This window comes from Amycolatopsis sp. NPDC049252 (genome assembly GCF_043197175.1).
Lineage (GTDB): Bacteria > Actinomycetota > Actinomycetes > Mycobacteriales > Pseudonocardiaceae > Amycolatopsis.
Map to the genome: position 1 here is coordinate 354716 of NZ_JBICSQ010000001.1, position 25589 is coordinate 380304.

Sequence of the window (25589 nt, forward strand, 5' to 3'; positions counted from 1 at the left end):
TCCGGAAACACTCGGGGCTTCGCCCCGGCCGGGGGCTCCGCCACCCGGACCCCCGGAAGCTCTCGGGGGACAGTCTGCCCGAGCCCGGGCGGCCCCGGCCAACCGCCCGGTACCCTGGCCTTCTATGCCCGCGACCTCCTTGGCGGACTGGCTGCGCGCGGAGTCCGACGACGTGCTCGCGGAGCTCCTCCGCACGCGTCGCGACCTGTCGACGCCACCGCCCTCCGACAGCACCGTGCTGGCCACCCGGGCCGGCACGCCGGGTTCCGTCGCGCGTGCCTGCGAAGACCTCGACACGCTCACCCTGGCCGTCCTCGAGGCGTGCCTGCTGGCCGGCGCCGACCACGACCCGGTGCCGGTCGAGGACGTCGCGAAACTGGTCGGCACCGACATCACCGCGCCGCTGGCCCGGCTCCGCGCCCGCGTGCTCGCCTGGGGCCCGGACGACGCGCTGCGCGTGCCGCCCGCGGTCCGGGAGGCGCTCGGGCCGTTCCCGGCCGGGCTCGGCACGTCGTCGCCCGCCCTGGCCGGCGAGGACCTCGAGGCGCGGCTGGCCGAGCTGCCCGACGACGAACGCGGGGTGCTGAACGCGCTGGCCGCGGGTCCGCCGATCGGCCGCACCCGCGACGCCGGGATCGACCTCGCGCTGGAGAAGGCCGGGACGCCGGTGCAGAAGCTGCTCGCCCGCGGGCTGCTGCTGCGGCGCGACGACCAGACCGTCGAGCTGCCGCGCGAGCTCGGGATCGCGGTGCGCGGCGGGGTGTTCGCACCCGGCGCGCTCACCGAGCCCGAGCTGCCGGTGCACCCGCACCGGGCGTCCACTTTGGACGAAGCCGCGGCCGGCGAGGCGATGGAGTTCCTGCGCCACACCGAATCCCTGCTGCGCGCGTGGTCGGCGTCGCCGCCGCCGGTGCTCAAGTCGGGCGGCCTCGGCGTGCGTGAGCTGAAGAAGGTGGCCAAGGACCTCGAGATCGACGAGACGCAGGCGACGCTGCTGGCCGAGCTGGCCGTCGGGGCCGGGCTCGTCGCGGACAGCGAGACGACCGTGCCCGAGTGGGTACCGACGACGCTGACCGACTCCTGGCTCGCGTCGCCGACCGCCCAGCGGTGGATGACGCTCGCGCAGGCGTGGCTGGAGCTGCCGCGGCTGCCCGGGCTCGCCGGCGGCCGCGACGCCAAGGACAAGCCGGTCGCGCCGCTTTCGGAGGAGCTGCGGCGGCCGCTGGCGCCGGTCGCGCGGCGCCGGGTGCTGACCGCGCTGGCCGACCTGCCCGCGGGCGCCGGGGTGAAGAGCACCGACGAGCTGGTCGCCGTGCTGGCCTGGCGCGCCCCGCGACGCGGCGGGCGCCTGCGGGACGACACGGTGCGCTGGACCATGGCCGAGGCGAGCGCGCTCGGCCTGGTCGGGCTCGGCGGCGTCACGACGGCGACGCGGGCACTGCTGGCCGACGACCGCCCGGCCGCCGTCGAGGCGATCCTGGACGCGCTGCCCGCGCCGGTCGACCGCGTGCTGCTGCAGGCCGACCTGACGGTGGTCGCGCCGGGTCCGCTGGAGCCCGAGCTGGCCACCGAGATGGACGCGGTCGCCGACATCGAATCGGCCGGGCACGCCACCGTCTACCGGATCACCGAAGGCTCGGTGCGGCGCGCGCTCGACACCGGCCGGACGGCGGACGAGCTGCACGCGCTGTTCAAGGCCAAGTCGGCGACGCCGGTGCCGCAGGGGCTGAGCTACCTGATCGACGACGTCGCGCGGCGGCACGGACGGCTGCGCGGCGGGGTCGCGGCGTCGTTCCTGCGGTGCGACGACGAGGCCCTGCTGGCCGAGGTGCTGGCCCACCCGATCGCGGCGGAGCACGACCTGCGGCTGATCGCGCCGACCGTCGTGATCAGCCCGGACCCGCTGCACGAGGTGCTGGCCGGGCTGCGCGGGGCCGGGTTCGCCCCGGCCGCGGAGGGTCCGGACGGCCGCGTCGTCGACATCCGCCCGGGCGGTCGCCGGCTGCCGGCGAAGGCCCGCGCGGCCCGCCGCAACCCGGGTGAGCAGGCGGTGCTGACCGACGACCAGGCGGAGCGGATCGTCTCCAACCTGCGCGCGGGTGACGCGGCCACGGCCCGCCGCCGCGGTTCGACGGTCCAGGCCCATCGCGGCGGCGGCGCGGACACGTCGGCGACGCTCGAGCTGCTGTCCCGCGCCACGCTGGAACGCCGCGAGGTCTGGATCGGCTTCGTCGACTCCCGCGGCACCGCCAGCCAGCGCGTGGTCCGCCCGATCCGCGTCGGCGGCGGGATCCTCGAAGGCGAGAACAACGAGCGCTACTCGCTGCACCGCATCACGTCGGCGGCCCTGGTCGAGGACTAGCGCTCACCCGAGACGCATCTTTCCTAGGGAAAGCTCGGCTTCGAACCCACCGGGGGCCGAGCTTTCGCCGAGAAAGATGCGTCCTCAGAGGGCCCGCAGGCCGGCCAGGACGCGTTCCATGAAGTCGCGGGACGAGCGGTCGCCCAGGATCAGTTCCGTGTGGTGGACCAGCACCAGGCCGATGTCGGCCATGTCGCCGACCAGCACCTTCACCACGCCCAGCGGCAGGCGCAGGTGCGCGGCGATCTCCGCGATCGACCGCGTGTCCAGGCAGAGGTCGCAGATCCGGCGGTGCTCGACCGACCGGACGCCGCGGTAGCGGCGGCCGTCGTCGGACGTCGAGACCAGTGCCTCCAGCGCGAGGTTGTGGTCGGACCGGGTGCGGCCGCCCGTGCGGGTGTACGGGCGCACCCGCGAACCCGCCGAGCCCACCCGCACCGGGTTCGCCGCGCGCACGGCCGGCTCGGTCCAGGCCGGTTCTTCGTAGCCGTACGGCTCGGCCTGCGGGATCCAGCGGGTCTCCGGGTCCGGCGGGGGTGTCCAGCCCGTCCGCGGGTCGACCGGCGGGGCCCATGACGGCGGGGGCGCGGCCTGGGCGCGGGGCGGCCGGGCGACGGGCGGGCGCGGGGCCGGCGGCCGGGGCGCGGGCGGGCGCGGGGCCGGGGACCGGCCGGCGCCACGCGGCGGCGTCCAGGTCTCCACCGGCGGCGGCTCCGGCTCGTACGACTCCTCGTCCTGCCATTCCGGCTGGTCGGGGTCGTAGCCGTCGGCATAACCGTCGTCTTCGACCGACGACGCGGAGGAACCCCACTCGCGGGTGTCCTCGTCGGTGTAGCCCTGCGGGTCCGGTTTCGGCTGCGAAGGTGGCGCGGGCTGGGCCGGGCGGCGTCGCGGCATGATGGTCGACAACGTCGACATGTCGAACTTGCTCGGCGAGTCGAAACCCTCACGTTCGGTGCCGCGGTGCAGTGCGTCCCAGCCGGTGGAGTCCGGATCGTCGAATCCCGAAATCCTCATCGTGTCCTACCCACGCACGCCGCCCTGCAGCTGCGCGCGCAGCTCGGGGGTGATCTGCTGGCCGACCCGCTCGACGAGCAGGGTCATCTCGTAGGCGACCGTGCCGATGTCGCACGTCGGCGCGGCCAGGATCGCCAGCGACGACCCGTCCGAAACGGACATCAGGAACAAGTACCCGCGCTCCATCTCCACCACGGTCTGGTTGACCCCGCCCGCTTCGAAACAGCGTGCGGCTCCGTGCGTCAGGCTGATCAGTCCGGAGGCCACCGCGGACAGCTGCTCGGCGCGCTCCTGGGGAAGGCCTTCCGACGGCGCCAGCAGCAGACCGTCGGCGGACACCAGGACGCCGTGGGCGGCGCCGGGTACCCGGCGCACGAAGTCCGTGATGAGCCAGCCGAATGTGCCCTGGCCGGATGCCGTCACTACTGCCCCTCCTTGCTCGTGCGGCGCCGCGCGCCGCACCCCGGAGTGGCCGGCACGGCCGGTCGACGACGCCTCCGTAAAGCGTATTCGCACCGCCGGTGGTGTCGAGCCGACCACCGGATGACCGCTGCGCACCCTACGTGTGCGCACGACTGCGCACCGCATCGACCCGGACGGGTCCACACGTTCGCCGGACGCTCCGCGACCGCGGGCACGACCCGAGAGGACGGGACGTTCACGCAGGTCAGCCGGGTTTCCAGGGGCCCGGCCGGGCGGCCCCGTCCTCGACGGTACCGAAACCGCGGCGCTCGGCACTGCTCCGGACGGCCGCCGCACTCCCCGAAGTGGGTGAAGCACGCGGAGTTCACCCCAACGGCCGCATCCGGTTCGGGGCGTCATCGGGCTATCCCGCGCGCAACGCCGAATCGTGCGCGATCGCGTGCTGGACGACCGAGATGAGCACCTGCTTGGCGGAGTCGCGCTCGCGCGCGTCACACGCCATGATCGGGACCGACGGCGCGATGGTCAGCGCGTGCCGGACGTCCTCGATCTGGTGGTGCAGCAACCGGTCGAAGCAGTTGATCGCCACGACGTAGGGCAGCTTCCGGTTCTAGAAGAAGTCGATCGAGGGGAACGCGTCGGCGAGCCGCCGCGTGTCCACCAGCACGACCGCGCCGATGGCGCCGACCGCCAGGTCGTCCCACATGAACCAGAACCGGTGCTGACCCGGTGTGCCGAACACGTACAGCACCAGGTCCGAGTCCAGGGAAATACGCCCGAAGTCCATCGCCACGGTGGTGGTGGTCTTGTTGGGCGTGGCCGAGGTGTCGTCGTGTCCGACGCTGGCCTCGGTCATCATGGCCTCGGTGGTCAGCGGGTCGATCTCGGAGATCGCCCCGACCAACGTTGTCTTCCCCGAACCGAACCCGCCGGCGACCACGATCTTGGCCGACGAGGTCGGACCCGTCACCTGCGGCGCGTTCGCGTCGGAGTCAAATTCTCCGAAGCCCACTGAGCACCCTTTCCATGAACTCGATACTCGGCCGGTCGCCCACGTTCTGGTTGCTGGAGTGCACCAGCACCAGCCCGAGCCCCGCCACGTCACCAATCAACACCCGCACCACGCCGAGCGGCAGCCGCAGCAGCGCCGCCACCTCGGCCACCGACCGGGTGTCGAGGCACAGGTCGCAGATCGACCGGTGCTCGGGTACCCGGACCCGGTCGAGCATCCGGCCCTGTTCGCTGGTCGAGATCAGCGCCTCGATCGCGAGATCGAGGGTCGCCTTCGTCCGGCCTCTGGTCCGGAAGTACGGCCGGACCAGGCCCGAAGTCTCCATCTCGGTCGCCGGCGGCTCGTCGACGTACTCCTGGTGGGCCTGACGCGGCAACGCCGCGGCCAGCTCCCCGGAGTCCGGTCCCGACGAGTAGTCGCGATCGCGGCCGTTGCTGTACGCGGCGAAGTCCGCCGCGTCGTACAGCGGCCCGCTCGCGCCACCGAACAGCTCCGCACCCGGGCCGCCGAGCAGCCGGTCGCGGTACTCGTTGCTGCCGGCCTGGATGGGCCGGATCGGCTCCTGCCCCGCGTTGCTGTCGGTCAGCCAGTTCGGCGGCTCCCGGACGGGGTCGCTGTCGGAGGCCTGTACCCGGCGCGTCCGCCACTCGCGGTCGACTCGTTCCCGGAAGGACTGCCAGTCCTCCCGGCCGTCGTCCGGTCCCGGCTGCTCGGACCACCCGCCGGAGAAGTCGTCACCGAGCCGGCCATCGCCCCTCAAGCGCCCGTCATCCACGGCTCTCTCCTCGGTTCCCCGGTCCTCAGCGGCGGACCGCTGCGCCCTGCAGTTGCGCGCGCATCTCCGGTGTCAGCTGCTGGCCGACCCGCTCCACCAGCAGGGTCATCTCGTAGACGACCAAGCCGATGTCGCTTTCGGGCGACCCGAGCACCGCGAGACAAGAGCCGTCGGAGACCGACATGAGGAAGAGGAAGCCGTTGGCCATCTCGACCACGGTCTGCGCGACCGTGCCACCTTCGAACACCTTGGCCGCGCCCCGCGCGAGGCTGGTGAGCCCCGACGCGACGGCCGCCAGCTGGTCCGCCCGGTCCTTCGGGAGGCCCCGGGAGGCCGCCAAGAGCAGACCGTCGGCCGACACCACGACCGCGTGGGCCGCGCCGGGCACCCGGTGCACGAAATCCGTGATCAGCCAAGCGAAGCTGCCGGAATTACCCGCCTTGGCCTGCGCGGAGCCACCCGGCTGCGCGGAGCCACCCGGCTGCATTGCACCCGCCCGTGTCACTTTCACTCCTCACTGCTGTCTGTGGTGTTGCCATTCATCGGAACGCCACTGCCTTCCAGCCCGTCGTCGGTGCGTTCCTTCAACGCGTGCCGCCCGGACGTGTACCCACGCTGGAAGCTTGCCATCCTGCTCCGCGCCGTGGACGCCGAGCGGGTGATCACACCCGTTCCGGGTCGGCCACCGGTGTTGTCCGCGAAGTTGTTCTGCGCCGGTCCGTCGGACGAAGGGCTGTTGATCGACCCCGGCACCAGGTAGGCGTTCGGGACGCGTTTGGGCAGCCCGGCCGGGGTGATCTCCTCGTCCTTGGCCTCGAGCAGCGACTGAGCCGCGTTCCAGCCTTCGTCGGAGGCGCTGTGCCAGCCGTCGTCGGGCGGGAGCAATGGGTGCCGCGTCGCCGCGGTCGGCAGCAGCTCGTCCACCCGTTCGGGTTCCGGAGCGGGCTCCGGCTCCCGTTCGCGGACGGGTTCCCGATGACGGACGGGCTCCCGGTGGGGCTGCTCGTACCGCGGCTCGTCGGCGGGGCCGGTGAGCGGCGGCAGCATCGGGTCGTCGCCGGCGTCGGCCTGCGACGGCACCGGATCGGCCGCACCCGCTTCGTCGCCCTCACTGAACCAGCGTGACAGCACCGACTGGTAGATCGGCAGCCGCCGGGTGGGTACATCGTCCTCGAGCGCCGACTGGCCGACGTCCGGGACCGGGGGCGGCGCCTGGGGCGGCTCCTCCGGCGGCACGTACTTCGGCTCGCGCTTGGGCAGCACCAGCGGCTGGAACTGCGTGTCCGCGCTGTGGCTCGCCCCGTCGCCGTTCGCCGACGGCGTCAGCGGGGCCAGGTCCTCGGCGGTCGGCCACGCGGGCGTCTCCGGCTTCGGGAGCTCCGGGGACAGGAACGGTCCGGCCGCGCGGCCGCCGCTGACCAGGTCGTCCAGGCTGATCGGCTGGTCCAGCGGGACCAGCCCGCCCTGGCTCGGCACCGGGGGGTGCGACGGCGGGGCCGGCGGCGGAGGCGGTGGCGGCGGGGTCTTCGCGTAGCTCTGCGTCTGGTCGAAGTCGGGCATCGACGGGACCGGGATGCTCGGCAGCGACATCGACGTCTCGGACCGGTTCGCCGGCGGCGGCGTCTGGGTCTGCTGCCGCTGGCCCGGGCGGAGGTGGGTGAGCAGCTCCGCCGGGACGACGACGCGGGCGATGACGCCGCCCTCGATGTCCTCGTTCTCGCGCAGCCGGACCTCGATGCCGTGGCGCTTGGCCAGCCGCGAGACCACGTACAGACCCATTCGCCGGGTCACCGACACGTCCAGGTCCGGCGGCTCGGCGAGCCGCGCGTTGACCTCGGCCAGCCGCTCGTCGCTCATGCCGACACCGTGGTCGGTGACCTGGATGGCCAGCGCCTTCCGGCGGGTGACGACCGCCCGCACGATGACCTTCGTCTCCGGCTCGGAGAAGTAGGTCGCGTTGTCGAGCAGCTCGGCGAGGACGTGCACGAGGTCGTGGATCGCGAGGCCCTGGACCGCGACGTCGGGCACGATGCCGACCTCGATCCGGGCGTACTGCTCGATCTCGGACACCGCGGCGCCGATGACGTCGGCGGCCGGCACCGGCTTGGGCACGGACTTGGCCAGGCCGGCGCCGGAGAGCACCAGCAGGGACTCACCGTTGCGGCGCAGCCGGGTGGCCAGGTGGTCGAGCTCGAACAGGCTGGCCAAGTGGTCCGGGTCCTGCTCGTCGGCCTCGAGCCGGTCGATGACGCCGAGCTGGCGTTCCACCAGCCGCTGCGACCGGCGCGAGAGGTTCACGAAGATGCCGTTGACGTTCTCGCGCAGGAGGGCCTGCTCGGCGGCCATCTTGACGGCCTGCTCGTGGACGATGTCGAACGAGCGCGCCACCTCGCCGATCTCGTCGCGAGAGGTGACCGGCACCGGCTGGACGGCTCGCTTCGAGGCGCCGACGGGGTCCGGGTCGTCGAGGATCCCCTGCACGGTTTCGGGCAGCCGGGTGTACGCGATGTCCAGCGCGCTCTTCCGCAGCACCCGCAGCGGGCGCAGCATCAGGCGGGCGACGATGAGCATCAGCGCGATCGCGGCGGCCAGCGCGGCGAGCACGATGGCACCGCCGATCCAGGCGGAGTTGACGGCCGAGGTGGCCAGGTCGTCCGCGCGGGTCTTCAGCTGGGCCAGCAGGTTCGACTCGACGGCGTGCAGCTTGTCCGCCGAGACCGTGCTGTCCTTGCTCAGCACCGACGGGTCGATGCTCGGTGCGTCACCCTGCTGGGCGAAGGCGAAGGCGTTGGTCTGGATCCGCCGCCGGTCGTCGACCTCCGGGCCGGAGTAGGTGTCGTTGTAGAGCTGCCGCTGGTCGTCGTCGGCGTTCGCCAGGAACGAGATGACCGAGGCGTCCGCACTGGAGGCCGACGCACGCGTCTGGTCGAGGAGGTCACCGGGGAAGGTCGTCCGGTACGCCGCGATCTGCAGGTCGGCGTCCGAGCGGACGGTGAACTCCTTGGCCTCGCTGATGGCCTGCGTGCTCGTGCCGAGGCGGAGCACGTCCCGGTCGGTGACCGCGGTGGTCACCTCGCGGCCGAGCTCGATCAGCGCGTCGATGATGCCGGAGTAGGCCGTCATGACGGTGATGTCCGGCAGGCCGTTCTGCGCGCCGTAGGCCGCGCGCAGCGGACGCAGCGCGTCGAGGCGCTGGATGCCGCGGGCGTAGCGGTCGGACGTCGCCTGGTCGTCGTTCTTGAGACCGGACGCGGAGTTCTTCAGATCGGCGACCTCGCGGTCGACCTTGGCGATCTCCGAGTCCAGGCCCGTCTGCAGCAACGTGTTGCCCGACGCGATCCGGGCCACGGCCAGCGCGCGCTCGTTCTGCAGCTCGTGCACCACCGTGGTGACCTTGACCGCGAACGCGACCTGGTCGGCCGTGCGCTGGAACTCCGCCGCCTGCTGGGCGTCGTCGACCACGCGCAGTGCCCCCAGCACCGACGCGGTCAGGGTCGGGATGATCAGGACCGCGGCCAGCTTCGACCGCAGCCGCCAGTCACGCATGCCGGAGAAAAACCCGGACTTCTTCCCCGGATCTCCTCCGGGCGACTGCGCAGGGGTCCCTCCCACCCCCGCGGCGTCTTCGTTCGGCACCGCCGCACCACCATCATCGTTTGTGCTCGTAAAGCCCTGGTCGGTCCAGCGCCCGCCAGGGCGCATCACGTTCTCCTCAGCCACTCGTACGCACGCTCCTGGCATACCGGCGCCACGGCCGGTCGGTCGGAGCCCAGCGCGAGACGCTACCCGTACGGGTGAAAAGATCGTCTTCGACGGGGGTGCCCGAACGCCGTCCTCCCGGACGGAATCGGTTCAGCTGGAGCATCACGGTCGGGTCCCTGCGCTGGTCTTGCATCGGTCTGGTCGGCCTTATCCCACCGGCGCGGCGGTTGTGCCCGGCCTGGCTGTGGTCTCTGCTGCGGGGGCGAATCTCTCAGGAAAAGCACAGCGTGTCCTGGTAGACCGAAGCGGGTCGTCTTGATCGGCCATCCAGGCACTCTCTCTCACTACATCGGAGGTTGAATCCTCCCCGCAGGTGCAGAGGGTAGCGAACGGCCGGGGAAGATGTAACCCTCCCGACAACACGCGCAGGATGTTGCACAGCGTTCGCTCAGTAGACGTACAGCTGGTGATCTCTTTTTCCAGTTTCTGGCCCTACGCTGGGTATTCAGCTACGGCGAGTGGAGCAGTGGGTCTAGACCAGAATCCTAAAGAGTGACGCGCACCACTCTCCCGGGTATTGCTTCTACCCGTTGTGAGCGGGCTGTCACGTTCTCTACAGTGGCCCGCGTGGCTCGGACAATCAGTCACGCACTTCCGCTGGATTCGGTACACCCACCGTCACCGTCGTCAAGGAGCAGGCCTTGCTTGGAAACGCCGTGAGCAGCGGCCGGGTTCGGACTCGCCGCGCCGTGCTCGGGCTCGCCCTCACCGCCGCGGCCGCCACAGCCCTCACCGGCTGCAGTGCGCTCGGCTCGGACAGCTCGAACACCCCGTCGTCGAACGGGGGCGGTGGACTGGAGAAGACGAACCTCACGGTGTCGATCCTGCCCACGACCGACCTCGGCCCGTTCTGGCTCGCCCAGGACGGCGGCTACTTCAAGGCCGAGGGCCTTGAGGTCAAGTCCGTCGTGGCGGCCAGCGGCCAGGCGTCGATGACCAAGTCGATCTCCGGCGAAGCCGACATCGCGCTCTCCACCTACACGCCGTTCTTCATCGCGAAGAGCACGGGCGCGGCCGACATGCAGCTCGTCGCCGACGGCTCCTCGGTGAACGCCAAGAGCAACGCCATCGTCACCGTGCCGAACTCCCCGGTGAAGACGGTCGGCGACCTCGCCGGCAGGCGAATCGCCATCACGGCCAAGAACACGGCCTCCGACCTGCTGACGAAGTCCGTGATGAAGGACCACGGCGTGCCGTCGGACAAGGTCGTCTGGGTCCCGCTGGCCCTGCCGAACATCGCGGCCGCGCTGGGGTCCGGCCAGGTCGACGCCGCCTACCTGCCGGAGCCGTTCATCACCCAGGCCGCCAAGAACGTCGGCGCCACCCCGGTGATCGACATCAACACCGGTGCCAGCCAGGACTTCCCGCTGACCGGCTACGGCGCCACCAAGAAGTGGGTCCAGTCGAACCCGAAGACCCTCGCCGCCTTCCAGCGCGCGATGCAAAAGGCCACCCGCGACGCGATCGCCGACCGGTCGAAGGTCGAGCCGCTGCTCGTCAAGTACGCGAAGATCGACCAGGACACCGCGAAGCTGCTGACCATCCCCGGTTACGGCTCGGTCCTGGACGCCCGGCGCATGCAGCGCGTCCCCGACCTCCTGCTCCAGCTGGGTGCCATCACAACGGCCGTCGAGGCCGCACCGATGATCGCCCCCCAGGCGAGCGCCGGCTGACGACGTCGTGACCAAACTGCTCCGCAACCTGGCCGGTCTGGTCGGCTTCCTCCTGCTCTGGGAGGTCGTCGTCCAGACCGGCCTGGTCAGCAAGACGTTCTTCCCGCCGCCCAGCGTCGTCCTCGTGACCGTCGGGCAACTGCTCGGTGACCCCTCCTTCGTCCGCGACGTCGTCGCGACGATGCTGGCCTGGTTCATCGCCATCCTGATCGCCGTGGTCATCGGCGTGCCCGCCGGACTGCTGCTGGGCAGCGTCCCGGTGCTGCGCAACGCCACCGCCGCGATCGTCGAATTCCTCCGGCCGATCCCGGTCGCCGCGCTCATCCCGCTGGTGCTGCTGGTGATCGGCTCCGGCCCGGAAGCGAAGATCACCCTCGCGGTGTACGCCGCCCTGTGGCCGATCATGTTCAACACCATCTACGGGCTGAGCGAGATCGACCCGGTGCTGATGGAGACCGCGCGGGCGAGCGGGACCAGCCGGTTCCGGATCCTCTCGTCGGTCGCGCTGCCGTTCACCGCGCCGTTCATCTTCACCGGTGTCCGGCTGTCGGCGACCATCGCGCTGATCGCCGTCGTCAGCACCGAGTTCCTGGCCGGCTCCGAAGTCGGCCTCGGCAACTTCATCCTGGTCGCCAGCACCGGTTCGACCCGGTTCGACCTCGTGCTGGCCGGGACCGTCGTGGCCGGCGTGCTGGGCTACCTCATCAACGAAGGACTCGAGCAGGTGGGCAAGCGGATGTTCCGCTGGAGCACGGTGGACCGGGAGGCGATCGCGTGACCGCGGCGACCCTTTCCGGACGCGTCGGCAGGCGCGCCGTCCGCGGCGCGACGGCGGTCCTGCGCAACTGGCTGCTCTTCGCGATCCTCGTGGTGCTCTGGGAGTTCGCCGCCCGCGCGGCCGGCAGCAAGTTCTTCCCGCCGCCGTCGGAGATCGCGGCCCGCGCGGTGAACCTGTGGTTCTCCGGCCCCGCGGACCACCTCTTCCTCACCGACGCGGTGTTCGACAACGTGGTCCCCAGCCTGAGTCACATGCTCGGCGGCTGGGCACTGGCGTCCGTGGTCGGTATCGTCCTCGGGGTGCTGGTCGGCCGGTCTGCGAAGGCGATGGACTACCTCGGGCCGCTGTTCGCCTTCTTCCGCTCGATCCCGCCGCCGACGCTGATCCCGGTGTTCGTGGTGCTGTTCGGGCTGAGCTCGGGCATGCAGATCGGATCGATCATCTTCGGCGCGATCTGGCCGGTGCTGCTCAACTCGGTCGACGGCGTCCGCTCGGTCGACCAGGTCAAGGTGGAGACGGCGCGGTCGTTCCGCACGCCCAAGGCGTACTGGATCAGCATGGTCGTGCTCCCCGCGGCCGCGCCGAAGATCTTCGCCGGGCTGCGGGTGAGCCTGTCCATCGCGCTGCTCCTGATGGTGGTCTCCGAACTGGTCGGCTCCTCCTTCGGCATCGGGCGTTCATTGCTGAACGCCCAGCAGGACTTCGACTTCCCGACCATGTGGTCCTGGCTGGTGCTGCTCGGGATCCTCGGCTACGTCTTCAACACGATCTTCCTGGCCGCGGAACGACGGGTGCTGGCCTGGCAGCCGGCCCGCCTCGGCCGCGACTGACGGTGGAAAGGCCCTCAATGTCAACCATGCTCGAAGTGTCCGGCGTCAGTCACCGGTACGGCTCCGGCGCCAAGGCGCACACCGCGGTGAACAACCTCTCGTTCACCGTCGAAGCCGGGCAGCTGGCCAGCATCGTCGGCCCGTCCGGCTGCGGCAAGTCGACGCTGCTGCGCTGCGTCGCCGGGCTGACCCCGGCGACCGAAGGCACGGTGAGCCTGCACGGCGACCGCGTCGACGGCGTGCCGGACGACCTCGCCGTCGTGTTCCAGGACTACAGCCGGTCGCTGTTCCCGTGGCTCTCGGTGCAGAAGAACGTCGAGTTCCCGTTGCGGTGGCGCTCGATCTCGCGTTCCGAGCGGCGCCAGCGGGCCGCCGAGGCGCTGGAGCACGTCGGCCTCGCGGACGTCGGCGGGAAGTACCCGTGGCAGCTGTCCGGCGGCATGCAGCAGCGGGTCTCGATCGCCCGCGCGCTGGCCAGCCGCCCGTCGCTGCTGCTGATGGACGAGCCGTTCGCGTCGGTCGACGCGCAGACGCGGTTCGAGCTCGAAGACCTCACCCGGCGGGTGCAGCGGGAGCAGGGCACGACCATCCTCGTCGTCACGCACGACATCGACGAGAGCGTCTACCTGTCCGACCGGGTGCTGGTGCTGTCGAAGTCGCCAGCCTCGATCGTCGCGGACCTGCGGGTGGACCTGCCCGCCGACCGGGACCAGATCGCGACCCGCGAATCGCTGGAGTTCGTGACGCTGCGCGGCGAAGTGGCGCGGCTGCTGCACGGCGGCACCCCGGACGAGGCCGCCAAGGCGGCGTCCGACGCGGCGGAATGGGCGATGGCCGAGCAGGCCAAGGTGCAGCCGGCCAGGCCGCGGTCCCGGCGCTGACGGGAAAGTCCACTTCGGACACTCGGCGGCCGCGGCGGGGTTGGTTTCCCGCCGTGGCCGCCGGTTTCCGTCAGTAGATCGTCGAGTTCTCCGGGACGACCCGGACGTGCACGAGCGTCGGGCGCTTGTCGGCCAGCGCGGCCGTCAGGGCCGGGGCCAGCGCCGCCGGCTCGGTGATCGCGATGCCCTGGCAGCCCATGCTCGCGGCCAGCGCCGAGAAGTCGATCCCGCCCAGCTGGGTGCCCGGGAGCTTGGCGCCGCCGATCGCGTCACCCAGGATGCGGACCGCCGCGTACTCGGTGTTGTCGAGGATCACGATCGTCACCGGCAGCTCCTGGCGCGCGGCCGTCCAGAGCGCCTGGATGCCGTACATGCTCGAACCGTCCCCGACGACACCGACGACCGTGCGGTCCGGCCGGGCGAGCGCCGCGCCGACCGCGCCGGGCACGCCGTAGCCGAGCGTGCCGCTGGCCATCGTGAGGAAGCCCATGTCGGTCGAGGTGATGGGCAGGTGGTCGTGCAGGGCACCGCGGTGGCTGGGCGTCTCCTCGACGACCACGGCGTCCTCCGGCAGCAGGTCCGCGAGGGTCGCGTAGACGTACGCCCCGGTGAGCACGCTGCCGTCCGGCTTCGCGGGCCGCTGCCGCGGCGCGGGCGCGGGACGGCTCGTCTCGCCGACGGCGTCGGCCAGCGCCCGGATGCCGAGCTTCGGCGTGGTGCGGATGGCGGTGCCTTCGAAGGCGCGCGCGAGGATCTGCTCGTCGTCACTGACGATCAGCAGCGGCGGCAGCGGAGCCTCACCCCGGCCGCGCTCGACGTGGTAGGTGAAGGCGGGCGCGCCGAGCACGACGACGAGGTCGTGCGCGGCCAGCTTGTCCGAGATCGCGCCGCGCTCGGGGTCCAGGAACCCTTGGAACAGCGGGTGGTTCTCGGGAAACGAGCACCGGAAGGACATCGGCGCGACCCACACGCCGGCGTTGAGCCGTTCGGCGAGCGCGACGGCCTCCTCTACCGCGCCGTCCTGGTCGACGGCCCCGCCGACGACGATGCCCGGCCGTTCGGCGGCGGCGAGCGCGGCGGCGGCCTCGGCGATCGACTCGGGATCCGGTGCGAAGCCGCGGATCCGCGGGCGGGAGACGATCGGGCGCTCGGTCGTGGCGGTCCAGTCGTCGGCCGGAACGGACACGAAGACCGGACCGGACGGCGCCTGCGTCGCGACGTGGTAGGCCCGCGCGAGCGCGGCCGGGACGTCCTCGGCGGTGGCGGGCTCGATGGACCACTTCACGTACGGCTTGGGGAATTCGGCGGCGTCCATCGCGCCGAGGAAGGGATCGTGCGGGAGCAGCGCCCGAGCCTGCTGCCCGGCGACGATGATCAGCGGCGTCCGGTTGCGGTAGGCGGTGAACACGCTGCCGAGCGCGTGCCCGACACCGCCCGCGGAGTGCAGGTTGACCAGCACGGCCTGGCGCGTGGCCTGGGAGTAGGCGTCGGCCATCGCCACGACGGCGGACTCCTGCAGCCCCAGGATGTAGTAGAAGTCGTCCGGCCAGTCGGTGAGGAAGGGCACCTCGGTGGTTCCGGGGTTGCCGAAAACCGTGGTGAGGCCGAGTTCCCGGAGGAGCTCGCGGGAGGCGTCCAGCACCGTGCGCTTGATCATGCCCCCAGGCTAGCCGTCCGCGCCGCGAATGAAACCACCGAAAAGCCGTGAAGGCCACCTTGAGGGACTCAGCGTCCCTCAAGGTGGCCTTCACGGACCTACCTGGACCTCAGCCGATCAGGCCGGACAGACCCGAGCCCTTGAAGGAGCCCCAGCCGGTCACCTGGTCGTAGCCCGTGCCGGCGGTGAAGCCGGTCGTGCCGTGCAGGGTGTTGTTGCCCGTCGTCACGTCGTGGAAGCCCGTGCCGTACGAGGAACCGTTGCCGATCGAGTAGAACTTCGGGTTCAGGTTGCCGAGCCCGCCGCCGTGGACCTGGTTCTGCAGCGTGGCGAACGCCGCCCACAGCGGGGCCGCGCCCGACGTGCCCCAGACCGTCTCCCAGGCACCCGCCGTGTAGATGTAGTAACCCGAGCCGCTGGCCGCGTCCGCCGAGACGTCCGGGACCTTGCGCTTGGTCGTGCTCTGCGCGGACTGCCACGACGGCGCGGTGAAGACCGTCGAGATGCCGCCGCCCGTGGAGCCGTTGGACGCGCCGTCGTTCCACGCCTTCTCACTGCTGTAGGCGTTCGAGGACGTCACGGTCAGCTGCGTACCGCCGACCCCCGTCACGTTCGGGCTGGACGCCGGGAAGTCCACGGCCTTCGCCGTCGAACCGGTCTGGCGGTAGCAGTCGGTCGTGCCGTCGTCGCCCGCCGCCGCGAAGTACGAGATGCCCTCCGCGGTGCCGGTCGCGATCGCGTTGCTGACGCTGTTCGCCGCGCTCGATCCCTCGGCGGATTCGCAGGCGCCCCAGGAGATCGAGACGACGTTGACCGTGTGGTCCGACGCGATCTTCTGGTACATCGCCAGCTCGCCGGCGCTCGAGTTGGGCGCCTCGTAGACGTAGTCGTTGGCCGCGGCGGCCAGCGCGTGCACGACCTCGATGTCCAGCTCGACCTCGATCTGGCCGTCACCGGGTGCCGAGTCGTAGTTCGCGCCGCTGACCGGGACCGTGGTCACCGTGCCCGCCGAGAGGCCGTACGTGCTGTCGTACTTGGTGACGTCGGCCTTCTTGTAGCCGTCGAACTCGACGAACCCGACCTTCACGCCGCTGCCGGTCGCCGAGAGACCACTGGTGCCGTAGGCGGTCTTGAGGATCGGCGGGGTGACGGACTTGACGACGTTGGGCTGCGCGGCCTTGGCGGAGTGCGTCCGCACGGCGTGGTTGTCCAGGCCGACGACGTTCGCCACGACCCCCGAGACGTCCGCGGACACGGTCGGCGCGGCGTCGTTGGCGAAGAAGTTCCGGCCGGACGACTTGTCGTGGTAGGTCCCGATCCGGGTGTGGAACGCCGCCTCGAGCTGCGCCGCCGAACCGCTGAACGTGACGGCCTGCCGGTTGCCGGAAACCTCGATCCCGGTGGCCCCCGCCTTCCCGAGGAATGAGACGGCCTTGTCGACGTCGGCCTGCGTCGGACCGAACTCGGCATTGAACTGCGCCGGTGTGAGGAAGTGGTGGTATTGCGGCGAAGCCGGGTTCTGCACATCGGCGAGGAACTTTTCCAGCGCCTGCTGGTTGTGCAGTTTCAGCGAGAGCGCCGCGGTGATCTGCTGCGCGCCGGCGACGTCACCGGTGCGGTCGCTGTTGACCAGTGGCGCGGCGGAGTCGGCCAGCGTGACCAGGGGTTCCGACGCCGCGGCGGCCGGGACGGCCACGGCGAGGCCGAGCAACGCAGGCAGCGGCACAGCGGCCGCGACGAGCTTGCGCAAGCGCATGGGAGAATTCCTCTCGGCGGTGGGGACCGGGCCTGCGCGGAATGCTCGCCGCAGGTTGCCGAGAAGCATAAGAAGCCGATCTCGCGGCAAGGAACCTACTTTTGTCTGCCGTTTCGCGGTTCCCATTTTCGTTTTCCGGCGGGTTTACCTCTTCATGGCAATCCGATTATTGTCCGAAGTGTCGGGATATCGGTACGGAGTTCAGGCAATGCCGGTTCCGGCGTTCGCCACCCGCGCCGAGATCCCGCTCCGGGCACCGCCTTGGCCGCTTCGAGGCGTCGTGCTGGCCGCTCCAGGAGGAATGTCAGTGCGGTAGCTCGTCGATGCGCTCGACGATCTCCCGGGCGTGCGCGTCGCCGGTGAAGCGGCGGGCCGCGGCCGAGAGCGTGCGCAGCCGCTGCCGTGTCCGCGGTGACCGCAGCGCGCCGGCCAGCTCGATGGCCTCCTGCCCGGTGCGGGCGGCGACGTCGAGATCGCCGTCCAGCGCGTGCACGGTGGCCAGCCAGATCACCGTCAGGCCCCGGCTTCGCGTCATGTCGGGGCCGTAACCGGCGATCGCGTCGGTGAGCGCGCGGATCCCGTCGCGGCCGTGCCGCACGTCGACCACCTGGGCCAGCTCCCCGTGCACCGTGCCGGCCATCGCCGCCATGTCGTTGGCCCCGAAGAACGCGGCCCACGGCGACACCTCGGTCTCGTCGGCGGCCGCGAACTCGGTACGGGCGCGGCGCAGGTACGTCAGCGCCGCGGCGACGTCGGCCTTCTTCGCGTAGGCCCACGCCTGGTTGGCCGACAGGATCGCCTGCGCCCGCGGGGAACGCGCCCGCAGCGCCGCCTCCCGCCCCCGCGCGAACTCCGCCAGCGCCGCGTCGACCGCGCCGTAGTGCAGGTGCAGCCGCCCGGTGCGGTAGTGGATGTTGGCCTGCAGGTCGTGGTTCCCGGCTTCGACGGCCAGCTCCAGCGCCCGCGCGAACGCGGCCAGCGCGGCCGCGGGCCGGTCCTCGTCGAAACTCGTCCAGCCGGCCAGGTTGTACAGGTCGGCGACGACGGTGCACAGCCGCACCAGGACCGCGTCCCGCATCGTGCCGTTCAGCAGCTCCGCCGCGTCCGGCAAGCGTGCCTCGATCGCCTCGGCGCAGGACCCGCCGCCGTAGCGGTAGTCCCGGGCCCGGAGTTCCGCGACGGCCTCCTCGAGCCGTCGCACGTCGGTGAGTCCCACACGCACGGCGCGCGGGTCCTCCCGGCCGTCACTGCCCGTCATGGCAGCCCTCCGTCTCCTAGAGAGCCACCGCTACTGGCAGCTCCCGGTCATTGCCCTCCGGGCCAGGCCTCAGGCCGCTCCTTCGGGGGGTTGGCGCCGGGCAGTACGCCGGCGGCGGTGAGCACCACACCCGTGGCGGTTTCCGCGATCTTGACCGCGGCCAGGAGGCCGGTGAGGGCGAGCGAGCCGCCGAGCCCCAGCCGGGCGTACTCGTCTTCGGGGGTTCCGGTTCCGCGCTGCCGCGGTATCGCACTGGTCACGATTCGACCTTCCGGCTTGTTCCCGGCGCGGCGGCCCGGTATTCCCGGGTATTCAGCCGCCCCCACGCGGCCGAGATCCACCGGACGGTCGTGTTCTTCGGTTCTTGCCGGTCTCGCAACGAGCTCGTCTTGAACTGAATACGCGCGCACACAGCGCCGCCTCCTGCACTTGCAGAACGATTCCTGAACATGGCCAGATCGCGAAATGCGGAACAACCGTAGCCAGTGGCTCGGCCGCAAATCAGCCGCCAACCAGGTCATAACCCGGAGATGCGCGTGCACTTGCACGCGCAACCCGCGTCCGGCTCCTGCACTTTCGAAATGCAATTTCATCGAGCGGGAATCGCTTACCGGAGTGCGCACTGCCGTTCGGCGGATCTCGTTATCGTCCTCCGATCCGCCGCAGAATTCCGCAGTTCGATCAGGCCTTGACGAGTTCCACCCAGTTGCGAACCGATTCAGCGTCGACCGGCGACTGCCAGCCACCGGGCCGCACGGCGCTGCCGACGTGGAACCCGCGCACCCCGCCCGCCCGCAGGAGGTGCACCTGCTGGGCGCGCAGGCCGCCGCCGACGAGCAGCTCCGGTCCGGTCTCACGCTGCGCGAGCCGTTGCAGCACCGACAGACCACTGCCGACGCCGTTCGGGTGGCCCGCGGCGAGCACGGTGTCACAGCCCAGCGAAGCGAGTTGGTCGTACGCGCGCAGCGGGTCGCGCGTACGGTCGATGGCACGGTGGAACGTCCAGGGCAGGCCGTCGATCTCCTTGATGAGTGCTTCGCACGCGTCGAGGTCGATTTCGCTGTCGAAGTTCAGGAAGCCGAAGACGAACTCGCGTGCGCCCGCGTCGATCAGCCGGGCCGTGTCGGCGCGCAGGCCCTCGATGTCGCCGGCGGCGAAGGAACCGTTGTCCCGCAGCATGACCCGGATCGGGAGGTCGGTCGCCGACCGGACGTCACGCAACGTCTCCAGCGAGGGCGTCAGGCCGTCCTGGGCCATGTCCGCGACCAGTTCGAGGCGGTCCGCCCCGCCCGCCTGCGCGCCTTCGGCGTCCGCCGCGTCCAGCGCGATCACTTCCAGCAGGGGCGTCTTCGAGCTCATGCCTCATCCGTTTCACTGGTTCCGGGTGTCTTCTCCCCTCGCGTGCCGCCCTCGCCGGAAGCCGCCCTGCAGGCTCGTCATCCGTTCGCGCACCGCTTCCGGGGAAAGAGAGAGTATCGGCCGCTGCTCCGGCACCGCTCCCGGGCTGGCGGCCGAATCCGCGGGCTGCAGGAACGGCCAGGTGTCCTCGGCGCCGTCCTCCTGCTCGAGCTCCGCGGGCGTCGGCCACTGGTACTCCGGCTCGATCGCGGCGGACGGCTGCGCGAGCACGGCCGGCGGGGCGACGGGCGGGAACTGCGGGTCGGTGTCCTCGTCGTCGGGGTTCGGCCCGGCGGCCACCGGGAAGAACGGCGGCGGGGGCGGCGGTGGCGGGGGCACCGGCGCGGGTTCGCGGGCCGGCAGCCCGGAGGACAGCGCGTGCCGCGGTTCGGGTTCGACCGGCCGCGGTTCCTCGGCGACCGGGCGCGGTTCCGCCGCCCGGCGCGGCTGCTCGGGCGGCGCGGAGGCGTCGAACCAGCGGGACAGGACGTCGCGGTAGGCGGGCATCCGCTCGGTCGGAGCGTCGAAGTCCAGGTGGATGTCGTCTTCCGCGGTGGGCCACTCCGGGGCGTGCTCGCGCGCCACCACCGGTGCGCGGCGCGGCGGGCCGGCCTCGATCGACGGCGGCGTCAGCTCTTCCGGCCCCTCAGGCTCCGGTTCCGGCTGCGTGAGCGGGGCCAGCGGCGCCAGCAGCTCGGGCTCCGGGGCGGCCGGCGGCTCGGCGGGCGGCGGCGGCGCGGGCAGGGGTGGCAGTTCGACGATCAGCGCGGCGGGCACCAGCACCGTCGCGACCAGCCCGGTGCGGTCGGCGGCGCTCAGCCGGACGTCGATGCGGTGCCGCTTGGCGAGCGTCGCGACCACGTACAGGCCCATCCGGCGCGACACCTCGACGTCGACGTCCGGCGGGTTCGCCAGCCGCGCGTTGGTCCGGTCGATCTCGGCCTGCGGCATGCCGGCGCCGTGGTCGGTGATCTCGATCTGCCAGTCGCCGTCGTGGGTTTCGGCGCTGCCCACGGTGACCGTGCCGTCGCCGGAGTAGCGCGTCGCGTTCTCCAGCAGTTCCGAAACGACGTGCACGAGGTCGTTGACGGCCTCGCCGCGGACCGCGACCTGCGGCGCCGGGCCGAGCTCGATGCGCTGGTAGTGCTCGACCTCCGAAAGCGCGGCGCCGACGATCTCGTCGGCCGCGACCGCGCCGTCGTCCCCGCGCACGGAGTCGTGCCCCGACAGCACCAGCAGGTTCTCGCTGTTGCGCCGCATCCGCGTCGCCAGGTGGTCGAGCTCGAACAGCCCGGCGAGGGTGTCCGGGTCCTGCTCGTCGGCCTCCATCCGGTCGAGCACCGAGAGCTGCCGTTCGACGAGGTCCTGGCTCCGCTGCGAGAGGTTGACGAACATCGCGTTGACGTTCTCGCGCAGCATCGCCTGTTCGCCCGCCAGCCGGACGGCTTCGCCGTGCACCGCGTCGAACGCGCGCGCCACCTGGCCGACCTCTTCGCGGGTGAACACCGGCACCGGCGCGACGGCGAGGCGCTTGCGGAGGTTCTCCGGCGCGGGCTCGGGGTCGGTGAGCAGGCCCTGCACCGCCGCCGGCAGCCGGTGCTCGGCCACCTCCAGCGCCGTGCGGCGCAGGATCCGCAAGGGGCGCAACAGGGAACGCGCGATGACGACCGACAGCACACCCGCGACGAGCAGCACGGCGAGCACGGCCCCGCCGTCCCAGAGCGCCGCGGTGCGGGCCTGCGACGCGAGGGTGTCGGTGCGTTCCTGCAACTGGACGAGCAAAGCCTGCTGCACCTGGTGGGCCAGGTTCACCGTGTGCGTCGCCGAGGTGTCCCACTGGTTCGGGTCGAGGCCGGAGAGGTTCTGGCCGTTTTCGGTGCGGGTGAGCGCGGATTCGACGATGTCGTTGCCGATGTCGACGACCAGGCCGATCACCGTGTCGTCGAACATCCGCTGCTGGTCAGGGGTCGCGAAGGTGCGGTAGTCGTTGTGCGCGGCGTCGAGCTCGGCTTCCGCGCCGAGCAGCGCGCGCGTGCGGTCGCGGCTCAGCGTGCCCTCGGCGAGCGCCTCCGCCATCACCGCGCGCTTGACCGACATCTGGTCCTTGATCCGGGCCAGTGCGTTGCCCGCCAAGCGCAACCGCGCGAGCTCGGGGTCCGAGACGTCGGCGGCGGCCGAGTCGCTGATGTCGAGCAGGCCGGAGATCAGCTCGCTGTAGGAGCGCAGCACGGCGTCGGCCGGGAACGCGGAGTGCTCCGCGGAGAACCGGAGGCCGCCGAGCACGCGCAGCCGGTCGTCGGTCTGCTGCAGGCTGTCCGCGGCCTTCGCGTCGAGGCGGGGCTTGCTGTCGGCCAGCGTCCGTTCGAACGTCCCGATCGCCTGGTCGACGCGTTTGCGCTGGCCGGCGAGGTCGGCGGTGTCACCCTGGCGGTTCTGCGCGACGAACCGGACGGTGAGGTCGCGCTCGCGCTGGAGTTCGTGGATGGCTTCGGCGACGGTGCTGTCGACGCGGCCGCGCGTGGCGAACTCCGCGAGCTGCTGCGCGTCACGCAGGTCCGAACTGATCCGGAGGCCGACGAGCGCGATCACCGCCAGCGCGGGAATGAGCAGGACGGCGAAGAGCTTGGTGCCGAGGCGCCAGTTCCGCAGTCGCCAGCGGCCACCGGCCGGACGCGGATCCGCCGCCTCGCCACCCTTGCGGGGACGCTTGTCGCGACGGGTCACCTGGTTTCCTTTTCCACCGCGGGAGGAACCCGCGGACCTACCGACACCTCGAACCTACTGAACGGTAGCCCGCTTCATGAAGATCCGAAAGCCGCGCTGGCGCGATACGGCCCTGCCCGCGATCGTATGGGGCGCGGACCATACGATCCAGCACGAGAACCAGATTCTCGCGGTAGGTGAAGGTTCATGATCAGACGCAGACTGACGATTCCGCTGGTAGCGGCGCTGCTGGCGACTTCGGGCTGCAGCCTGTTCAATTCCGGTTCGACGGCCGCGCCACCGCCATTGGAACGGACCACTCTGCGTGTCGGTGTGGGCAACGCCATCGACACGGCCCCGCTGCGCATCGCCGTCGGGGCCGGGAAGTTCGGCCCGGCGGGCCTGAAGGTGCAGCTCGTGGAGCTCGGCGCCGGTGACGGCCTGGCCAAGCTGGCCTCCGGCGACCTCGACGTCACGTTCGCCAGCGACATCGCGATGTTCCGCGCGGCGGCCGGCGGCCAGCCCCTGCAACTGCAGGGCGAGGCGTACACGTCCGGCCCGAACACCATGGCCTTGGTCACGTTGCCGGGTTCCGACTACACCGTGCCGACGGCCAAGAAGGCCCCGGAGATCGCCGTCAACATGCTCGACGACATCGGTGCGCTCGCCGCGCGCTCGGTGCTGGGCACCGCGGGCGTCGACGTCGCGAAGATCAAGTTCAAGCAGGTGCCGTTCGACCAGATGCCGCAGTCGCTGCAGGCGGGCGACGCGGACGCGGCGCTGATGGCCGAGCCGTACATCACCCGCGCCGAGAAGGACCTGGGCGCACACATCCTCGCCGACGGCGCCCGCGGGGCGACGCTCGACTTCCCGCTGTCCGGTTACGCGGCCGCGAAGCCGTTCGCGGAGGCCAACCCGCGCACGCTCGCGGCGTTCCGCACGGCGCTGGGCGCGGCCCAGCAGAGCGCGTCCGACCCGGCCATCGTCCGCGACTCGCTCCCGACGTTCTCCGACATCGACACGACGACGGCGTCGTTGATCTCCCTCGGCTCGTACCCGGTGTCGCTCAACGGCATCCGGCTCCAGCGCGTGGCGGACCTGATGCACAACTCGGGCCAGCTGGCGAACCGCCTCGACGTCCAGTCGCTCCTGCCCGATCAAAACAGTTACTAACTTTTCTTCACTTGGTCTACTTTTGCACTCAGTCTACTTGAGGAGTGCACGATGGACGTCCTTGTCGCCGGCGCCGGGCCGGCCGGCCTGACCACCGCGGCCGAACTCGCCCTCGCCGGGGTTTCGGTGACCGTCCTGGACCGCCGCGACGGGCCGGGCCTGCCACGGGCCGGCGGGCTGCAGCCGCGGACCGCCGAGCTGCTGGACCTGCGTGGCCTCGACCCGGCGGACGGCGCGGCCGAGGGCCTGAACGGCCACTTCGCCGGGCTCCCGGTCGAGCTGGACCACCGCGTCTGGCGCACCCGCCACCCGCGGGTGCTCAACCGGAGCCAGGACGACGTCGAGGCGATGCTGGCCGAACACGCCGTCAAGCACGGCGCGGTCATCCGGCGCGGCCACGAGGTGCGCGCCGTCGAAGCCGATGAGGACGGCGTCACCGTCGACGGGCTCCGGGCCGGCTGGCTGGTGGCCTGCGACGGTGCGCACAGCACCGTCCGCAAGCTGCTCGGCCTGCCCTTCCCCGGCCGCACCGGGACCCACGTCGCCACGCTCGCGCACCTCCGGCTCGCGTCGGCGTCCGACCTCGTCCCGCCGCGGGTGGCGCACTTCAGCCAGGTGACGCGCCAGGCGAACGGGTACTGGGCGATGCTCACCCCGCTCGGCGACGGCACCCACCGGTTCGTCTTCGGCGCCACGGCGGAGCAGCCCGGCCGTGAAGCACCGGTGACGGACGCCGAGGTCACCAAGGCCCTGACGGCCCTGTACGGCGTCGAGACGCGCCTGGGCGAGCTGTACGGCGCTTCGCGGTTCAACGACGCCACACGGCAGCTGGAGCGCTACCGGCACGGCCGTGTGCTCTTCGCGGGCGACGCCGCGCACATCCACCCGCCGCTCGGCGGCCAGGGGCTCAACCTCGGCGTCCAGGACGCGATGAACCTCGGCTGGAAGCTGGCCGCGACCGTCCGCGGCACGGCGCCGTCCGGGCTGCTCGACAGCTACCACGACGAACGCCACCCGGCGGCCGGGCGGGTGCTGCGGCACACGGCCGCGCAGCGCGTGTTCACGGCGCCGGACCGCAGCGAGAACGTCGAAGCGCTGCGCGAGATCGTCGTCGACCTGATGCGGACACCGGACGGGAACCGCTACTTCAGCGGGCTCATGTCCGGGCTCGCCCAGGGCTACCCCGGCGCGTGGCGCGTCCCGGACCTCGACCTGACGACGGACGGCGGCGCGACCCGGCTCTCCGCGCTCCTGCACAGCGGCCGCGGCCTGCTCCTCGACCTCGGCGACCACCCGGAACCGGCCGGCTTCACGGGCCAGGTCGGCTTCGTGCGCGCGGCCACCGACGACGCCGGGTACCGCGGCCGGCTGCTGCTGGTCCGCCCCGACGGCTACGCCGCCGAGCCCGGCGAGCTGGGCCGGTGGTTCGGCTAGATGTTCTCGCCGGTCTGGATCAGGCACACCGTGCGGGACGGCGGGCCGACGTAGGACAGGACCTTGTCGGCGCCTTCGCACTTGTCGTCGCGCTGGTAGCCGGAGAGGACCTCGACGCGTTCCTGGGCCGTGGGGTCGGTGCAGCTCACCTTGCTGACCGTGGCCTCGTCGTCGACGTCGCGCAGGCAGTCACCGGGGTCGACGTTCAGGGCCAGGCAGAGGGTCCGCTCGGTGCTCGACCCGGTGCCGGTGATCTGGAACCGCACGTAGTCGCCGCCACCGCAGCGGAAAGCACCGCGGTAGCTGTCTTCGACCTTGAACGTGGCGCTGTTCTCACCGCAGCCGACGCGGTGGTAGGCGAGGTTGTCGCCGCTCTCCCGCGACAGGTAGAGGCAGTCGCCGTCCGACGGCGGCCCGGCCTGGTGGATCCACACGATGCTCAGCGCGCCCAGCGAGCCGATCGCCAGCGCGAGGACGACGCACGCGATGAGCGTGATCCGCACCTTCACGCTGAACCAGTGCGGAATCCCCGGCTGCTGCGGTGCCCCCGGCATCGGCGCCCCCGGCATCGGCACGGACCGCGGCGTCGTCGCGTAGTCCGGCGTCCGGAACGGGTTGTCGTCGGACGGTGGTGTGGTCAACGTGCCCTCCAGTGATCCCCTCGGCATATCGTCCCACCGGCGGACCCGCGACAGGA

The 25589-nt window shown here is 71.6% G+C and carries 19 protein-coding genes and 1 pseudogene; 7 read left to right on the plus strand and 13 right to left on the minus strand.

The features are described 5' to 3' along the window. Positions 1-124 precede the first annotated feature (124 nt). Positions 125-2362 (plus strand): helicase-associated domain-containing protein, encoded by a 2238-nt coding sequence (locus ACGFMK_RS01795; RefSeq protein ID WP_392756871.1) that lies wholly within the window; start codon positions 125-127, stop codon positions 2360-2362. A gap of 84 nt (positions 2363-2446) precedes the next feature. On the opposite strand, the gene ACGFMK_RS01800 is transcribed toward ACGFMK_RS01795, so the two are convergent. The 6 genes and pseudogenes from ACGFMK_RS01800 to ACGFMK_RS01825 form a co-directional block, all read right to left on the minus strand. Next, on the minus strand, positions 2447-3379 hold the full coding sequence (locus ACGFMK_RS01800) for a DUF742 domain-containing protein (protein ID WP_392756874.1): 933 nt from the start codon (positions 3377-3379) through the stop codon (positions 2447-2449). Positions 3380-3385: 6 nt separating this feature from the next. Beyond that, the gene (locus ACGFMK_RS01805; RefSeq protein ID WP_323324241.1) at positions 3386-3802 is read right to left on the minus strand and encodes a roadblock/LC7 domain-containing protein; all 417 of its coding nucleotides are present in this window, start codon (positions 3800-3802) and stop codon (positions 3386-3388) included. Positions 3803-4205: 403 nt separating this feature from the next. Continuing rightward, positions 4206-4814: pseudogene (locus ACGFMK_RS01810) on the minus strand (ATP/GTP-binding protein). After that, a complete protein-coding gene (locus ACGFMK_RS01815) occupies positions 4795-5589 on the minus strand; it encodes a DUF742 domain-containing protein (RefSeq protein WP_392756878.1) in 795 nt (264 codons plus the stop codon). Before ACGFMK_RS01815 ends, ACGFMK_RS01810 begins: the two are co-directional and overlap by 20 nt. 25 nt (positions 5590-5614) lie before the next feature. Further along, positions 5615-6076 carry a roadblock/LC7 domain-containing protein gene (locus ACGFMK_RS01820; RefSeq protein ID WP_323325667.1) on the minus strand — a complete coding sequence of 154 codons (462 nt, stop codon included), beginning with the start codon at positions 6074-6076 and terminating at the stop codon, positions 5615-5617. Between the two features lie 20 nt (positions 6077-6096). Continuing rightward, positions 6097-9291 carry a nitrate- and nitrite sensing domain-containing protein gene (locus ACGFMK_RS01825; RefSeq protein ID WP_392756880.1) on the minus strand — a complete coding sequence of 1065 codons (3195 nt, stop codon included), beginning with the start codon at positions 9289-9291 and terminating at the stop codon, positions 6097-6099. A gap of 701 nt (positions 9292-9992) precedes the next feature. Between ACGFMK_RS01825 and ACGFMK_RS01830 the strand changes: the two genes are divergently transcribed. The 4 genes from ACGFMK_RS01830 to ACGFMK_RS01845 are packed head-to-tail and all read left to right on the plus strand — an operon-like array spanning position 9993 to position 13513. After that, complete coding sequence (locus ACGFMK_RS01830) at positions 9993-11024, plus strand: ABC transporter substrate-binding protein (RefSeq protein ID WP_392756884.1); 1032 nt, start codon at positions 9993-9995, stop codon at positions 11022-11024. Between the two features lie 7 nt (positions 11025-11031). Next, on the plus strand, positions 11032-11802 hold the full coding sequence (locus ACGFMK_RS01835) for an ABC transporter permease (RefSeq protein WP_392756886.1): 771 nt from the start codon (positions 11032-11034) through the stop codon (positions 11800-11802). Beyond that, entirely contained in the window at positions 11799-12632 is an 834-nt protein-coding gene (locus tag ACGFMK_RS01840) for an ABC transporter permease (RefSeq protein WP_392756888.1), read from the plus strand. The genes ACGFMK_RS01835 and ACGFMK_RS01840 overlap by 4 nt, the downstream gene beginning before the upstream one ends. Before the next feature lie 17 nt (positions 12633-12649). Further along, a complete protein-coding gene (locus ACGFMK_RS01845; protein ID WP_392756892.1) occupies positions 12650-13513 on the plus strand; it encodes an ABC transporter ATP-binding protein in 864 nt (287 codons plus the stop codon). Positions 13514-13583: 70 nt separating this feature from the next. Here the strand turns inward: ACGFMK_RS01845 and mdlC are convergent, their stop codons facing one another. The 6 genes from mdlC to ACGFMK_RS01875 form a co-directional block, all read right to left on the minus strand. Further along, entirely contained in the window at positions 13584-15170 is a 1587-nt protein-coding gene (mdlC, locus tag ACGFMK_RS01850; RefSeq protein WP_392756895.1) for a benzoylformate decarboxylase, read from the minus strand. A 109-nt stretch (positions 15171-15279) separates the two neighbouring features. Beyond that, positions 15280-16926, minus strand: a complete 1647-nt coding sequence (locus ACGFMK_RS01855; protein ID WP_392756898.1) for a protease pro-enzyme activation domain-containing protein — start codon at positions 16924-16926, stop codon at positions 15280-15282. Between the two features lie 304 nt (positions 16927-17230). Further along, positions 17231-18184 carry a hypothetical protein gene (locus tag ACGFMK_RS01860; protein WP_392756901.1) on the minus strand — a complete coding sequence of 318 codons (954 nt, stop codon included), beginning with the start codon at positions 18182-18184 and terminating at the stop codon, positions 17231-17233. Between the two features lie 47 nt (positions 18185-18231). Then, positions 18232-18444 (minus strand): hypothetical protein, encoded by a 213-nt coding sequence (locus ACGFMK_RS01865; protein ID WP_392756904.1) that lies wholly within the window; start codon positions 18442-18444, stop codon positions 18232-18234. Between the two features lie 421 nt (positions 18445-18865). Then, positions 18866-19543: a copper homeostasis protein CutC gene (locus ACGFMK_RS01870; RefSeq protein ID WP_392756907.1), complete on the minus strand. Its 678-nt coding sequence runs from the start codon at positions 19541-19543 to the stop codon at positions 18866-18868. A 12-nt stretch (positions 19544-19555) separates the two neighbouring features. After that, on the minus strand, positions 19556-22306 hold the full coding sequence (locus ACGFMK_RS01875) for a nitrate- and nitrite sensing domain-containing protein (protein ID WP_392756910.1): 2751 nt from the start codon (positions 22304-22306) through the stop codon (positions 19556-19558). A 186-nt stretch (positions 22307-22492) separates the two neighbouring features. Here ACGFMK_RS01875 and ACGFMK_RS01880 point away from each other — a divergent pair, with 186 nt between their 5' ends. Both ACGFMK_RS01880 and ACGFMK_RS01885 read left to right on the plus strand, forming a co-directional pair. Further along, positions 22493-23458, plus strand: coding sequence for an ABC transporter substrate-binding protein (locus ACGFMK_RS01880; protein ID WP_392756913.1), 966 nt, complete (start codon positions 22493-22495; stop codon positions 23456-23458). Between the two features lie 51 nt (positions 23459-23509). Then, positions 23510-24892, plus strand: a complete 1383-nt coding sequence (locus ACGFMK_RS01885) for an FAD-dependent oxidoreductase (protein WP_392756917.1) — start codon at positions 23510-23512, stop codon at positions 24890-24892. On the opposite strand, the gene ACGFMK_RS01890 is transcribed toward ACGFMK_RS01885, so the two are convergent. Next, a complete protein-coding gene (locus tag ACGFMK_RS01890; protein WP_392756920.1) occupies positions 24889-25533 on the minus strand; it encodes a hypothetical protein in 645 nt (214 codons plus the stop codon). The genes ACGFMK_RS01885 and ACGFMK_RS01890 overlap by 4 nt on opposite strands. Positions 25534-25589: the final 56 nt, after the last annotated feature.

Excerpts from the sequence above, each read along its gene's own strand:
- ACGFMK_RS01855 (WP_392756898.1), bottom strand. The coding sequence starts at position 16,926 with ATGCGCTTGCGCAAGCTCGTCGCGGCCGCTGTGCCGCTGCCTGCGTTG.
- mdlC (WP_392756895.1), bottom strand. The coding sequence starts at position 15,170 with ATGATCAAGCGCACGGTGCTGGACGCCTCCCGCGAGCTCCTCCGGGAA.
- ACGFMK_RS01885 (WP_392756917.1), top strand. The coding sequence starts at position 23,510 with ATGGACGTCCTTGTCGCCGGCGCCGGGCCGGCCGGCCTGACCACCGCG.
- ACGFMK_RS01845 (WP_392756892.1), top strand. The coding sequence starts at position 12,650 with ATGTCAACCATGCTCGAAGTGTCCGGCGTCAGTCACCGGTACGGCTCC.
- ACGFMK_RS01825 (WP_392756880.1), bottom strand. The coding sequence starts at position 9,291 with ATGCGCCCTGGCGGGCGCTGGACCGACCAGGGCTTTACGAGCACAAAC.
- ACGFMK_RS01860 (WP_392756901.1), bottom strand. The coding sequence starts at position 18,184 with ATGACGGGCAGTGACGGCCGGGAGGACCCGCGCGCCGTGCGTGTGGGA.
- ACGFMK_RS01800 (WP_392756874.1), bottom strand. The coding sequence starts at position 3,379 with ATGAGGATTTCGGGATTCGACGATCCGGACTCCACCGGCTGGGACGCA.
- ACGFMK_RS01820 (WP_323325667.1), bottom strand. The coding sequence starts at position 6,076 with ATGCAGCCGGGTGGCTCCGCGCAGCCGGGTGGCTCCGCGCAGGCCAAG.
- ACGFMK_RS01795 (WP_392756871.1), top strand. The coding sequence starts at position 125 with ATGCCCGCGACCTCCTTGGCGGACTGGCTGCGCGCGGAGTCCGACGAC.
- ACGFMK_RS01880 (WP_392756913.1), top strand. The coding sequence starts at position 22,493 with ATGATCAGACGCAGACTGACGATTCCGCTGGTAGCGGCGCTGCTGGCG.
- ACGFMK_RS01870 (WP_392756907.1), bottom strand. The coding sequence starts at position 19,543 with ATGAGCTCGAAGACGCCCCTGCTGGAAGTGATCGCGCTGGACGCGGCG.